The 13,581-nt window shown below is 59.9% G+C and carries 9 protein-coding genes; 4 read left to right on the forward strand and 5 right to left on the reverse strand.

Annotated features, from left to right (window positions below; translation table 11 throughout):
* Positions 1–106 precede the first annotated feature (106 nt).
* The 3 genes from HNO81_RS13195 to HNO81_RS13200 form a co-directional block, all read right to left on the reverse strand.
* Positions 107–5,068 carry a DEAD/DEAH box helicase family protein gene (locus HNO81_RS13195; protein ID WP_261620158.1) on the reverse strand — a complete coding sequence of 1,654 codons (4,962 nt, stop codon included), beginning with the start codon at positions 5,066–5,068 and terminating at the stop codon, positions 107–109.
* Positions 5,069–5,196: 128 nt separating this feature from the next.
* On the reverse strand, positions 5,197–5,505 hold the full coding sequence (locus HNO81_RS20155; RefSeq protein ID WP_254703460.1) for a TnpV protein: 309 nt from the start codon (positions 5,503–5,505) through the stop codon (positions 5,197–5,199).
* A gap of 149 nt (positions 5,506–5,654) precedes the next feature.
* Entirely contained in the window at positions 5,655–6,419 is a 765-nt protein-coding gene (locus HNO81_RS13200; RefSeq protein ID WP_175318567.1) for a YfbU family protein, read from the reverse strand.
* Between the two features lie 111 nt (positions 6,420–6,530).
* On the opposite strand from HNO81_RS13200, the gene HNO81_RS13205 reads away from it, so the two are divergent.
* Together HNO81_RS13205 and HNO81_RS13210 are read left to right on the forward strand one after the other, a co-directional pair.
* A complete protein-coding gene (locus tag HNO81_RS13205) occupies positions 6,531–8,276 on the forward strand; it encodes a hypothetical protein (RefSeq protein WP_175318568.1) in 1,746 nt (581 codons plus the stop codon).
* 77 nt (positions 8,277–8,353) lie between these two features.
* Positions 8,354–8,896: a hypothetical protein gene (locus HNO81_RS13210; protein WP_175318569.1), complete on the forward strand. Its 543-nt coding sequence runs from the start codon at positions 8,354–8,356 to the stop codon at positions 8,894–8,896.
* On the opposite strand, the gene HNO81_RS13215 is transcribed toward HNO81_RS13210, so the two are convergent.
* The gene (locus HNO81_RS13215; RefSeq protein WP_175318570.1) at positions 8,849–9,430 is read right to left on the reverse strand and encodes a recombinase family protein; all 582 of its coding nucleotides are present in this window, start codon (positions 9,428–9,430) and stop codon (positions 8,849–8,851) included. The genes HNO81_RS13210 and HNO81_RS13215 overlap by 48 nt on opposite strands.
* Before the next feature lie 206 nt (positions 9,431–9,636).
* Here HNO81_RS13215 and HNO81_RS13220 point away from each other — a divergent pair, with 206 nt between their 5' ends.
* Positions 9,637–11,010, forward strand: a complete 1,374-nt coding sequence (locus HNO81_RS13220; protein ID WP_175318571.1) for a pentapeptide repeat-containing protein — start codon at positions 9,637–9,639, stop codon at positions 11,008–11,010.
* Between the two features lie 141 nt (positions 11,011–11,151).
* A complete protein-coding gene (locus HNO81_RS13225) occupies positions 11,152–12,198 on the forward strand; it encodes a DUF3644 domain-containing protein (RefSeq protein WP_175318572.1) in 1,047 nt (348 codons plus the stop codon).
* A gap of 160 nt (positions 12,199–12,358) precedes the next feature.
* Here the strand turns inward: HNO81_RS13225 and HNO81_RS13230 are convergent, their stop codons facing one another.
* A complete protein-coding gene (locus tag HNO81_RS13230; RefSeq protein ID WP_175318573.1) occupies positions 12,359–13,162 on the reverse strand; it encodes a hypothetical protein in 804 nt (267 codons plus the stop codon).
* Between the last annotated feature and the right edge of the window lie 419 nt (positions 13,163–13,581).

Raw genomic sequence — 13,581 nt, forward strand, 5'->3', positions numbered from 1 at the left:
AGGGGCCGGCATTTGCCGGCCCCTCGCGTTCGTTCTTTCTCTGTCGGCACTTATCCCTATTAGCCCTAATAGGGATAAGAGCTGGGTCTATGGTTCAGAAGTGCTGTCACCGTTCCCAGCCGGGGCTCCTGTCGCGCAGCGGCTGAGTGGTTCGGGTGTGCCCAGGGCCGGCGGAAGGACCTGCGGTGCCGGGCCGGGTGGGGAAGCTGGCGGCAAGTAGACGCCGGTGTTTTTCGGCCACTGGGTCGGCGGCTGCTGTTGCGGGCGGCTCCTGCTGTTGGGCGGGTTCGATGGAGGCTTTGAGCCGCTCGTCCAGCTCGGCGCATGTAGCTCGTGCCTGGGTGAGCTTGTCCTCGTATTTGAACGGCTTCCCTGCCTGCTTTTCCACATCGGCGAGGACCGCGTTCTTTTCTTCGATGGTCTGGCGAAGCTGGGCTTCATAGTCAGGCAGGGCGGTGACCTTGTTTTCGAGTTTGGTGATGATGCCGCTGTTTCCTTCCAGCAGCTCCATTCGCGTTAGTACAAGCGGCGGCGCAGGCACATCCTTGATGGTGATTGCGAGGTCCTGGTATGAGCCGAGTCGGGAGTGTTCTCCTGCGTTGCGGACCTGCAGCTGGTGCCCGCCGAGGGTGGCCATGGTTCCGTAGTCCCGTTCCTGGCGGTAGTAATTGCCGTAGTCAGGGGTGTGGGCGCGGATCCATTCGGAGATCGCCGCGACGGCTTCGGTGCGTTTGGTGTAGCTGCGCCCGTCGATCGTTGCGCTGAAGTTCTCCCCGGCGGTCGATGTGATGAGGGGCAGGGCTGCCTGCACTGCGGGCAGTGCCGACTCTGCCCTGGCGATGCTCGCCTGGGCAGAGGACCTGGTCCAGGCAAGGCTGCTTTGGCCTTTTTCGTGGGCTCGTTTGAGGCGTTCAAGTTTGGTGCGCGCGGCGTCGGCTTCGATCTTTTCCATAACGAGGGGGTTGCCGCTGGTCGCTGCCTTAATTTGAGCGGCGTTCAGTGCCAGGTCCCCGACGTCCTCTATTTCGCGGATATCCAGGCGGCCGCGGAGAACCTGCTGGATCATGGTGGCCTTGCGCTGGATGCCGTCCCAGGCCGCGCTGTCATAGCTGCCAACGGTGGCGTACTGGAAGTTGTGGACTTCAGCGTTGGCGTTGCCCTGCCTGATGATGCGCCCGTCGCGCTGGGTCAGGTCTGCCGGCCTCCAGGGACAGGTGACGTGGTGGATGGCTTTGGCGCGCAGCTGCACGTTGGTTCCCGTGCCCATCATGGCGGTGGAGCCGACGAGGACGGCGACCTCACCACTGCGGCACTGCGCGAAGAGCTGGGCCTTCTGGTCCGGCTTGGGCGCCTCCTGGATGAAACGGATCTGTTCAGGCTGGATCCCGCCGGCGACCAGCTGGTCTTTGATCTGCTGGTAGGCGGTCCAGACGGGCTTGCCGTCCGGACCGGTGTCCTTGGACGGCGTGCCGAGGTCGCAAAAGATGATCTGCAGTGCTCCCCTGGTGCTCGAAGGGACTCCTGATCTGAAGCTGGTCTCGTACTCGTTGTCCCGGTTCTCTCCCCAGACTTTCAGGGTCTTGGCGACGACCTGGTCGATCTTCGTCCCGGACTCCGGCTCGATGCCGACCATACGCAGATCAAGGGCTGCCTTGCGCCCGTCGTTGTAGACGTTCAGTGCGTTGTCCGCGCCCTTTTCGGCCCAGCCGGAGAGGGAGTCCAGGCGATCCGCCAGGCCTTTCATGTAGTCCGCCAGCTCGGGCGGCTGCGGGATAAGCACCAGCTCCGGCTGGCGTTCCCCGTCGCCTGGCCGGCGGGCCAGGTTTGGGGTTTTGAGGTTCAGGTCTTCGGAGAGCTTCACGTCTGCGAAGACGTGGAAGCTGCGCAGCATCTCCGGGACGTTCTTGAACTTGGCGAAGCGTGGTTTGTTCTTCAGCCTGCCACCGGCATCCATCTCGATGGCGGTGACGGTTTCGCCGAACGTCGCTCCCCACACGTCGAAGTTCTCCACCCCTGCTGCCTGCAGCAGGTCGGGGCGGAGGTATCGCTGCATGACATGGGCTTCGGTGATGGAGTTGGCGATCGGGGTACCAGTGGCCATGGTGACCACGCGCTCACCATGCGTCTGGCGCAGGTACTCCAGCTTCAAATGCATGTCGGTGGCGCGCATGGAGCCGGCAATTTCGGCGCCCTTGATGTTGGTGACCGTACGGAGGTTCTTGTAATCGTGGGCTTCGTCGACGAATAGATAGTCGACACCCGTGTCTTCGAAGGTCAGGCCAGTATCCGGGGCCGTGTCCATGAGCCGCTTCATGCGTTCTTCTTCGGCCTGGAGCTTGGTTTCGAGCTTCTTGACCGTAGTGCGGTCTTCCCCCTCGGCCTGGGCGTTGACGATCGTCTGCCGGACGTCGGCGATGATCGATTCCTGGTAGGCCTCGATGGTTTCGGCTTTGACACCGATGCTCTTGAAGGCCTGCTGGGTCATGATGATGCCATCCCAGTCGTTGGCAGCTGCCCGGGCGACGAACTGCCGGCGGGTGGTGAGGTCTCCGCTCCTGGTTTTGATGTCGTCCGAACCCGCAGAGAGCAGCCTCGCCTGCGGGTACAGCTCCAGCCATTCGCGGGTGAACTGCTCCAGCATGTGGTTCGGAACAACGACCATCGGCTTGGTGGCCATTCCGAGGCGTTTGAGTTCCATGGCGCCCATGACCATCTCGGCGGTTTTGCCGGCCCCGACTTCGTGGAACAGGCCAACGGCGGGCTCGGAAATGATGCGGGCCACGGCGGTGCGCTGGTGCGGGTGCGGCGTGAAGGTCTTGGCCAGTCCGGGAAGGGTCAGGCGGCCGCCTTCCTTGGTGTAGTCGCGCAGTGCGATGGAGTTGAAGCGGCGGTTGTATTCCTCGATGAGCCGGCTGGCCCGTTCGGGGTCTTCCCAAACCCATTCGGCGAAGCGTTCCTGCAGGGCCTCGGCTTTCTCCTGGGCGGCTTCGGTTTCTTCGAGGTTGGCGACGAGCTTGCCGTCCTCGTCTTTGTCCTCGACCTGGATGGATTTCTGCTCCAGGATGCTTTGGAGCAGGTCAGGTGCGGGCCGGCGCCATGTGCCCCATTCGTTGGTTGACCGGACGGTGCCGCGGTTGGCCTTTACGCGCCAGATGCCGCCACCGACGCTGGTGACAGTGGCATTGGGGTCGGCCAGGATCTCCTGGACGAAGCGCTGGTGCTCCTCGGGCGAGATCCAGACCGCACCCAGCCGGGCTTCGACGTCCTCCATCCCTACCTTGGGTGGCTGGACTTCCTCGAGGGCCTGGACGTTGACGTTCCAGCGTTCGTCCTCGGCCGCGGCCGCACGCGCGGCATCGAGCTTGGTTCGGACGTTGCCGGACAGGTACTCCGGGGCCGTGACCAGTCTGCCCGTCTCGGGGTCGTCGAAGACAAGGGTGCCGAGCTGGTCGCGGGCTTCGTCTTCGGTGACGCCCAGCAGGTCTGCGATCTGTTCCAGGTCCGGGGATCCGTAGGTGTCCAGGGTGATCGCAAGGGCTTCGTCAACGTTGTCCGCTCCCATGGCGGGTTTGCGGGCCACTACCTGGCGGTGCTGCAGCAGCGCGGCCGGGGTGGCGGTCTGCGTTTCGTCGTTGAAGTTTTCCAGGGCGCCCGGAAGCGAGCCGAAGGGGTCTTTGGAGCTCAGGAGCCGGTAGGCCGGCGACAGCCGGCGGGTGATGATGTCCTCGCCGGTTTCCTTGTCGGTGCGGACCGTTTCGGTGTAGCGGTTGACGGGCCCGTGCTTCGGGACGAACGCCGCGTAGCGGGACGCGAGACCTGCGCGCATGGTGTCCAATTCCGGCGTGTCTTCGCTGTCAGAGGCTTCCAGTTCCAGCAGCGTCCGTGCGCCGTCCCGCAGTGTCAGCAGGTCCCGCAGCTCTGCGGCGTGGGCCTTGGGCACGGGCAGCTCTTCGGCCTCTCCTGCCCGCACAATGGTGAAGGACCCGTCCGGCTGGGCGTTGATGGTTCCGTCCCACTCCGGGCCGGTCGCGGGCAGCAGAGCAGTCGCGGTCTTCCCTGGGGCACGTTCTGCGGGGGTATGGGCCAGGTCGCGGTCCAGCGCATCGGTGACAATGACGTTGAGCCGGTCGGCCAGCAGCTGCGGCACGGCCGACAGGTCAGCGGCTTTGACGCTGATGGTTTCATCGCCGTACATGCCGTTCCCGACGGTGATGTCTCCCAGGACGTTCTGGGGATTCATATCGAAGTAGGCGTTGATCTTGATGTTCCGGTCCCCGGCAATGGCGGGGGTGACCCGTTCCCATTCGGTGTTCATGGGTTCACGGCCGGGCTCGCGTTTGCGCAGCAGCAGCAAGTCGGTGAGGGCTTCCGTGCCGGCGGCGCGGCGGTGTGCTCCGCTGGGCAGGCGCACTGCGCCCACCAGGTCGGCCATCGCGCTCATCTCGCGCCTCGAGGTCGGGTTGGCCGCGTCCATGGTGAAACTGGAAGTCAGGACGGCGACGTAGCCGCCCGGTTTCACGGCCGCGAGGCTCTTGAGGATGAAGTGGTTGTGCATCGAATGCCGGGAGTCCGGGTTATGCGTCTTGTCGTACAGCGCGTTGTTGCTGAACGGGACGTTCCCTACTGCCAGATCAAAGGAGTTGGGCTTGACCGGGGTATCGGCAAAAGATTCGCTGCGGATGGTCGCGTGAGGGTACAGGCCGCGGGAGATGGACGCTGTCAGCGGGTCCAGCTCAACCCCGGTCATGCGGGCAGCTTCCGGAGCGAAGCCGATGAAGGTACCGGCTCCGGAGCCAGGTTCCAGCACCTCTCCCCCGGTGAAGCCCAGGCGCTCTACGGCTGACCAGATTTCCTTTACCAGTGCTGCGTCGGTGTAGTAGGCGTTGGTCGTGGTCCTTGATGCGGCGGCATACTCCCGCTCGCTCAGAACCTCGCGCAGCTGGGCACGTTCGGCTGCCCAATCGTCCTTGTCGAACAGCTGCGGCACTGCTCCCCAGCTGGACCACTGCGCCAGCGCACGCTGCTCATCTGCCGTCGCTGACCGCTGCTGCTCCTGCAGCTCCCGCACGATGCGGATCGCTTCAAGGTTCGCCGCGAAGCGGGCCTTCTGCCCGGACGGGGCAAGGTCTGCCTGGGACTGGGGACGGAACCGGCCGGCGACCTCGGCAGCTGCCGGCTCCGGCGACGGTTCGGGCTCTAGTTCTGCTCGTCCTGCTGGCTGGGGGCCGGTTCCATTTCCTCCGGTTCCTGGGGCAGGCCGTCGTAGATCATCTCCTGGTACACGATCTCTCGCGCCCGCAGCTTGGCCATGTTCACCAGGCCCACGTACTCCAGCGGGTTCTCCTGCCCGCGGGGCGGGATCAGGTCCTCGCTCAACGCCCAGATCCGGTCCTGAATCTCCCGCCCCAAAGTCGAAAAGTGTGTCTCTGGATCCGCTATCTGCGCGAAGCTCTCCGGGTCGTGATTCTTCATGGTTTCCATGGCGTGTCTGCCGTGCTCGTTCATTGATTACCTCTTCCGGTTCGGCCCACAAGGACTCCAGGCTCAGCTGACCCTCAATGTGGTTTTTCGATTTCCTCGGTGCCATGCGCGCCGCTCCCCCTCCGTTTGCTTCCACGCTAGCGAAGGCCTTTGAGGATTAACAGCCGGCCCGGCTACCGGCGAGAGGGATGAATTCGAGAAGCTGCAATCCTTTGGAGTTCTTCTTCAGTCAACAGATAGCTTTTCCTGCCAGCTTTTCGAGCGGGGTTTTGCTTCACCTCGCGGTACTCGGTCAACATACGAGAGTAGACGGGAATCGATTGGTGATGAGAGTTCCCGCGCTCTGGCCCAAGTACAAACTCCTCCTGCTCTGTCCATTTATCGTTCTCCACGAGAAAACGGACGTAGTCCGACATCTGGTTTTCCAGTGGGTCGTTGTGATCGAATCCATCGAACGTCAGTGCCCGACGCAAGGATTCGGCATTCTCTACTCCGTCTTCCTGCAGAGCATCCAAGCTGTAGAGCATCATGCGGAACATTTCGAGAACATCCATAACGAACTCGCAGTTACGCGCTGTCAGTTCTGGTCGAAGGCCAGCAAACTCCATCCAGTACTCGGTAGTGAAACCCCGTTCCAAGACTTTGGCACGCTCCAGCTGGTACTCCCTGTCCCCATCAACATCGTTCGCGTCATCAGGGAGCACGCGCCCAAGGATCCGATGAAGCAGAGACAGAGTGTGCCGGTCGAGAGCGGAAAGCGTTTCGGGCTGCAGCTCCTTCGTCCTGTCGCCTTTGCCCCCCTGATCTTCACGATATGCAAACACTGCATCCTGAAGACGATCTCGCACGAAGTCACTAAGAGTCTGTCGTTCTTCATCTGCCCTGGCCTGCAGGGCATCTCTTACTGCATCGTCTAGGCGAACCGTGATCGTAGCCATAACTCGTCCTTTCGTTATGTATTACATAGAAGACTACACGTAAGACGTTAATACGTGTAGTACGTTTGTTCTGCGGCAACGGGACGGAAGCTAATGAGGGAGAGCCAGGGCATGCACCAGGGGACAATTGAGTGGCGAATCATTGGCGAAGAACGCTTCAACCGAGTAGTCGAAGCGCTCCTTATGCGTATGTTCCATCAGCCCCCGGCGTCGAGAGTCGAAGTCATCGATGGGCGGGGCGGGGACGGTGGCATCGATGTAGCGGTGTACGTTGACGACAAGGTAGACCGGATATTCCAACTCAAGCACTTCCCTGAGGGGTTCTCGGGCGGGTTCCGAGAAAACAGGCGCCCGCAAATCAAGAAGTCGTTCGAAACCGCGTGGAAAAATCACCAGCCGCCTCGCTGGGCCCTTGTCTTTCCAGGAAACCCCACGGTCAACGAGAGCAAATTCGTGACCGTACTCGGGCAGAACAAGAAGGTCACAGCTACCGTGTGGGGCCAAGCCCGATTGGACAGCGAAATGGCTAAATTCCCGGATCTGCTGGCATGGGCCACCCGCGACAGCTTGGTGGAGACGCTGAAGACTTTCCACCAGGAAAAGGCGGCCCTGGAAGGACCTAACGACTTGGAGGATCGCGCCCGGGCACTTCACCAACTCGTTGATGGCCGCAGCGCCTACTGGGGCGTGGACTTCGGAGTCACTGAGCACGGCGTCACAAAGATTATTCGCGCCAAAAATCCGCGCGCTGCCGAGTTGGAGCCCTTGGGTTTCAGGTTCAACGTCAGCACCAATGATGAGGCCTTGAGCCGGAGTATCAAGGGGGTACTCGATTACGGCGCCCGTCGCAAGGTAGCTATCCCAGGTGCAGCCGTAAGCGACTTCTCGACAATAGGACCTGATTGGTTTCAGGAAGCCGGCGACGTTCAGCTGGTAGAGCTGCCCGCGGAGGAGTGTGTGCCGGCGGATCGCCCGATTCCGTTGAGTTTAGAATTTTTGGACAGCGCAGGATTCACCAGCGCGCGGCACCAAGGCTTCCTAACCCGCAAAAGCAGCGGTCTGAAGGGCATCGGATTCACTGCTCGCTTCTGCCGGGTACTTGAGCTCGACGCGGAGATTCCCTTCGACACTTCGGAGCCGGGGAACTTCAGTATCAGCCTGGATCTAGCAAATGCATCTGTATCGGATGCTAAGAACGCTCTGCGGATCATTGAGGAGTTCAATGAGGGTGCGTCCATACAGATTCTTTGGGACGGAAAGAAGCTTCTGAAGGCAGCTACAAACGAACAGATACTAGGGCTGGCGGACCCCGCTTCAGAGCTACTGATCGATGATCTTTCAGTACTGGAGAAGCGACTTAACGCAGCATTTGTCGTGCCCGTTGCAGTGACGAACCGGGAACGAGTCATGATCCGCATAGCCCGGCTGCTAACGGAGGGTCATGCTACGTGGCTTCCTCCAGAGATTTCCCTTACCGCGGAAATTTCAGATGACTTCCCTGATGAGCTTGCCCATCATCTCGCGGAGCACCGCGCAGTACTGATGCAAATTCCTGCCCTGCCAATCGAGATTCAGGGAAGCATGTTCAACATGGGTCCGGCGCTCCTACATCATCCAGACGCTGTGGTGCAAGATCATGAAGTAGTGCTCAAGGCTATTGCTGATGGCACGGCGGCAGGGATGACGGTGAAGTTTGATCCGGCCGATGAACAATTAATCCGGGTCATTCCAATGCCTGAGAACGGTATAACGCCGAAAGTTGTGGATTGGGGTCTTCCTGATATTCCCGTACCAGGTTTGGAACAGCAGAGCAGGGAAGACGTGGAACTTTTCGAGGAGCCCGATAGCGAGATGTAGCAGCGTGGCGCACTTTGCGGGTTAGCAACGGCGAGTTGGAGCATCTGCGCAAGCGCCAGATGCGGGAGCATCGAGCAATGGAAATGCTCGCCACACTCATGGACATTCTTAAAACTGTCGCACTGCCCCTTGGCATAGCAATCATCACTGCCCAGGTGACGCTCAATGCTGGGCGTCAACAAATTCGTGCTCACGCAGCTGAGCGCAACGAGAGCCGCCAGTATGAACATCAAAAACGCCTAGAGGACAACGACGCGTCAGCGCGTGCTGTCCGAGGGGAGACCATCGAAGCCATCAGTGACGCCATGGACCAATACGTAGAGGATGTTCGAAGCGAGAAGAACCCCACCACTGCAGCTGTAACCCGCTCACTCTTCCGCCTCTCCAGCCGCTGCTCTGCTGACCACCTGGCCGACACGTGTCGAAGCTATGTTGAGGACTCTGCTCGGGCCCCTGACCGCGGGCATGTGGTGGAGGCGATGCTCGATATCCGCCGGCGGTTACTCGGCTGGCATATCGGTCATCTCACTCTCGAAGACACTGAACGCCTCATACAGGAGGGCCACCGGGAACTAGTGGAGCACCTCGACGACGTCCGGGCGGCTGAGGGCGCGAGTTAGTGATGAGACGCTGACGCTGAGTATCTGGGCGGTCTCCTTGAGAGTTTTCCCTTGTCTGCGCAGCTGGCGGGCAGCCTCTGTTTTCGAGGGAGTCATTGTTCGAGGGCGGCCGCCAAGTCGCCCTCGTGCTTTGGCTGCCACCAGGCCGGCCTTGGTCCGTTCGGAAAGGCGGGACCGTTCGTACTCAGCGAGGGATGCGAACATGTCAAATATGAGCTTGCCATGTGCGCTAGTGGTATCGAGCCAAGGTTCAGCGAGGGAGCGGAAGCCTATCCCCCGCTGTCCAAGCACCGTCACGATGTCAGCCAAGTCCGCGGTGCTGCGGCCCAGCCTGGTCAGATCCGCAACTGTCAGGACATTACCGGGCTGTAGGTAGTCAAGGCATTCCTTCCAGCGCGCCCTGGCCTGAGTGGCGCCGGACGCGTACTCCTGAAACACGCGCACTGCCCCTGCGGCGACGAGTGCATCCACTTGCGAGTCCAATGACTGCCCGCGGGTGCTGACCCTCGCATACCCAATTGCATTTCCCGACACGTCAAAAAGCCTTCACTTTGGGTTTTGACCAGTTTTCATTTCGACAACCAGTTTTGACCAACAATACGAGTGATTTTTAGTCTTTTTTCGAAGGCGTGCCGGATGTCGGTCAGAAACGGTCGTTATTGAGGCACGCTTGGCCGTGGGCAAAATACTTCTTGGCCCAAGGACTGGGCAGGGGCCAGTGCGCTAACTAACCTCTGGTTATGGATGAATCAGCCCTCAGGGCCCTTCGCGCGGGCACTGGGCCCTGGAGTAGATTTCGGGCATATCGAAATAGCGAGGACCGGCTGGATCTCACCGGAGCTCGCCTCGCCGGCGCGAACCTTAGCGGAGAAGACCTAAGCAATGTGGACCTGAGCGGAGCAGACCTCACCGGGACGAACCTGGCTAGCGTTTCCCTTGAATATGCCAACCTCACAGGCGCGAACCTGAGGAGCGCGAATCTCACAGGTGCCATCCTTTATCGTGCGAATCTCACCGATACGAAACTCACAGGCGCCGTCCTCACACGAGCCGAACTCGGCAGAGCAAATCTGACTGGCGCCGATCTTGCCTCTGCTGATTTCAGCGCTTCAGACCTCGGTCGGGCCAACCTCACCCAAGCGTTTTCCCCGCAAGCGGATTACACGGCGGCAGACCTACATGGCGCGATCTTCACCGGGGCAAATCTCACAGAATCCAAGCTGATTCATACGACACTCTCAGAAGCCGTACTTACTCGAGCAGACCTGACCGGGGCTGACTTCAGCGACGCTATCCTCATTGGGGCTGACCTCTCCCACGCACAGCTCCTTGACGCGAACTTCGCTAGAGCGACGTTTGATGACAAAGGACTGCAAGCTCCCCCCCTCCACGACCGAGCCAATGCGGAGGCGGAATTTTTAGAACCGGGAGCCATCCGACTTCAATCGGACCTTCCTCCTAACGCCGATCCTGAAGTACTTGCTAGATTTGCGGCCTCCGCGGCCGTCATCGCCCGATTAGCATCGCAAGTAGGTAGCCAGCTAGAGCGCAGCCTGTTTGGGGAACCGTCCCCAGAAACGAACCGTGGCGTCCTGGTCACGACAACCGAAGCTGACACTGCTGTTATCAGAATCAGTCGCGCCCACTATGGGAGCCCCTGGTGGATGGACTTGATTGAGACCGTGCCCCCCGCGGTCCAAGGTGCCGCGGTTACAGCTGCCGGATCCACCGCGGCATTTCTCTTGCGAAAACGAAGCCAAGGGCTCCTTTCCCTCTTGCTAACACTCGCTCGGCGTCAAGAGCGAGAACCGTACATGGAGGAACGTGTCCTCGAGCAACAGGGGCGGCTTGTAGACCGACAAATATCAAACGAACGTAAGGGTGCCGACCATGCTCAGGAGCAACTGCGCAGGATGCAGGCAGAGGATGCTGTCGCCCGCTACAAGCGACTGCAGATTGAACCGGCAACCGAATATGAGCTTGAAGAACGCATCAACGAGGCTGTGACCGACGGGGAAGCAAAGGCCGCGCTCCTCAAAGCTAGCCCCGACATTACGCCCCTCATAGAGAACGGCCTGACCGTCATCGTTTCTTCGGACGATGAGAATGCCTAAACAGGCAGGGTGGCGTTGATCTGCTCAACCCTGTTGCTTCGCTTGCACTTTCAGGTTGCAGCTGCATTACATCAGGTCATCGCGCATCAATTGGCCCCAACATCCCCATAAGGCTGTCAAAGGCGACATAGGCTGAAGCCCATGGCTCCTCGTCCCAAATGGTGGCACGCCCTGCAAGCTTCCAAGGGGGAAGTTCGGCTCGCGGTCGACCTTTATAACCGTTCTGGAAACGAACGACAGCTTGAAGCGTTCATCGTTCACATGAATCTTGGTTGGACGAAGCTACTGCAGGCACGCACGGAATATGACGGCGGCGATCTGTACGAACGCGATGGACGCGGGTGGCGCAAGAAGCACCCTGAGGGTGGATACCTTTATAAGCCCCTTCGGACGCTACTCGGAGAGCAGTTTTCCAACGCAGACCCCTGCCTGAGCAACATCACCTTCTTTCAGGGCCTTCGGAACCAGATAGAACATCGCCATGAGGCCAAAATTGCCGCCCTCGTTGCAGGTCGTACCCAGGCCCTCCTGATCAACTACGAGCAAACGCTGGTGGAGTGGTTCGGACAGGACGAAGCATTAGGTTCAGAGCTTCGCTTCCCCTTGTTCGTATCGACAATCACCGACGACGCGGCCACAGCGGTCAAGGCGCTACGGGCCCAGATACCGCGGGGAGTCCTCGACTGGGTTCAGGACTTCGATGCCTCGCTCGAACCTGGCCTGACAGCCGACCAGCGCTTTGACTTCAGGATCTACCTCGTGCCGCACAAGGGCCCTAAAACCCAGGCCGATGCCTCTATGACCTTCGTGCGAGAAGAGGAACTTACCGAGGACCAACGTGCGGTGCTCAACCAGGTGCAAACCATCATTCGGGAAAAGCGCGTGTCTGTCGAAGACCTAAATGGGCTGAAGGCCGGCGAGGTGGTTGAACAAGTCGACGTACGCCTGGACTCAACATTCAACATGCATATGCACACACAGGCCTGGAAGTACTACGCGATACGGCCGCCTTCCGATTCGACGGACCGCGCTGCCACGAAACCTCAGTTTTGCTATTACAACGGCACCTTCGAGCAGTACATCTATACGCCTGCGTGGGTGGAATACCTTGTGCGGCACCTAGCTAATGCCGAGGAGTACGCCGCCGTGCGAGCGTGGCGCCCAGCGAATACGGAGCCTAGGCCGTGAGGTGTCAGAACGTCAGAATGGCATACGACGCCCCCACCCTCGTTTCCCAGGCAACTAGCCCGGGAGTCCACGAACAATATCCCAAACCACAGGGATTAGAGCAGCGATCACTACGCTTACAGTATTTACCCACAACGGACCGTTCCCAGCCTTCCGTTCTCTAGGTCGTGCTGCGTTCATTCTGAACCACCCCCTGCCCCAACATATCGGCGTGCTTTTGAAGGATCTCGCTAAGGTCGATCGTCCCTTTGGACGGCAGACTGAACGGGGCTTTGAGGCTGTAGTGGCGCTCCGTAAACGTGATTTGCGCCGTTGAGTAATCCTCTCTAGTGCGGTCCTCCGAGGAAATCAGGTTGTGCGCTCTCAGATCATTGAAACCTTCGGTGAGAACATCTCCTGAGAACCCGTACCACTTCTTGACGAGGTTGCCTGGTAGGTAGAAACCGGGACGTAGAGACCGGGCAACTAGAAGGACCGCCTTGCCCTGAACGGTTAACTTTCGATACCAGTCATCCGACCAGTACTCCAGTGGAAGCGTGAAGTAGTTGCCGGATGGGGCTGTATACGGCTCGCCGCTTCCGCTTTCGTGAAGCGTGGTGATTTTTGCTTGCTTGGATTCCCTTTCTCGGAGAACGAGCTTTCGGGAGGCAAGCCTGGCCCAGCATCGGGAAACAGCGTCCTTCCCGTACGCCTCATCGCCGAGTCCCATAGCCCGTGACCAAACGGCTGCGTCTCGTTTGGTGTCCCAGGGTTCGGCGGATGCTGCCAAGCGGTGAAGTAAGTAGAGATCCAGAGAGCGCCCGTTGCTAGAGTTGATGAGGGCACCCAGAGCACCTGGAATTTTTCCCTTGCCGTCCTGGCGTTGAACGAAATCGGTCCGAATAGGTACGTTCTTCCTCCGTTTCGAGTCAGTCAGAAGTGCCTGCACCGACTTGTCTTGAAGTTCTTTCCATTGCTGTTTCATGCACTGATCTAAGCACTATCAGCCGATTTGAGTTGGCGGATACCATCCGCTGAACTGTCGTTTCAGCGGATGGTATATAACGACCGTTAACAAATTCCACATAGCAATACCGTTGCAAACGCCCGTTAACAATGCCAAAAGGCCAACCGGCGTTTAAGCGCAAGCCCGCCGCGGCGAGGGTATGCAGCTATTGCGACTTTAAAAACTTTGGTTGGAATTCGAGACCGCCTCCGCCCCCGGCCTCCGGGGCCAGCCACGGAGCCGCCATAGTCTGTGCAGCGGACGCCCGGGTGGTGCACAAAGTAGGGAAGGACCGGCACCAGTTCACGGTGCCGGTCCTTCCTGGGTTTCCCTCTGCAAAGGAAATCTGTGTTTCAGCGTAGCTGAATTGCGGGTGCTGCTGCCACGGGATGGGGATC

Source organism: Pseudarthrobacter sp. C4D7, from assembly GCF_013359725.1.
Taxonomy (GTDB): Bacteria; Actinomycetota; Actinomycetes; order Actinomycetales; family Micrococcaceae; genus Arthrobacter.

Coding starts and splice junctions, on each gene's coding strand:
- HNO81_RS13205 (WP_175318568.1), top strand. CDS start 6,531: ATGCACCAGGGGACAATTGAGTGGCGAATCATTGGCGAAGAACGCTTC.
- HNO81_RS13210 (WP_175318569.1), top strand. CDS start 8,354: ATGGAAATGCTCGCCACACTCATGGACATTCTTAAAACTGTCGCACTG.
- HNO81_RS13230 (WP_175318573.1), bottom strand. CDS start 13,162: ATGAAACAGCAATGGAAAGAACTTCAAGACAAGTCGGTGCAGGCACTT.
- HNO81_RS13200 (WP_175318567.1), bottom strand. CDS start 6,419: ATGGCTACGATCACGGTTCGCCTAGACGATGCAGTAAGAGATGCCCTG.
- HNO81_RS20155 (WP_254703460.1), bottom strand. CDS start 5,505: ATGAACGAGCACGGCAGACACGCCATGGAAACCATGAAGAATCACGAC.
- HNO81_RS13225 (WP_175318572.1), top strand. CDS start 11,152: ATGGCTCCTCGTCCCAAATGGTGGCACGCCCTGCAAGCTTCCAAGGGG.
- HNO81_RS13220 (WP_175318571.1), top strand. CDS start 9,637: ATGGATGAATCAGCCCTCAGGGCCCTTCGCGCGGGCACTGGGCCCTGG.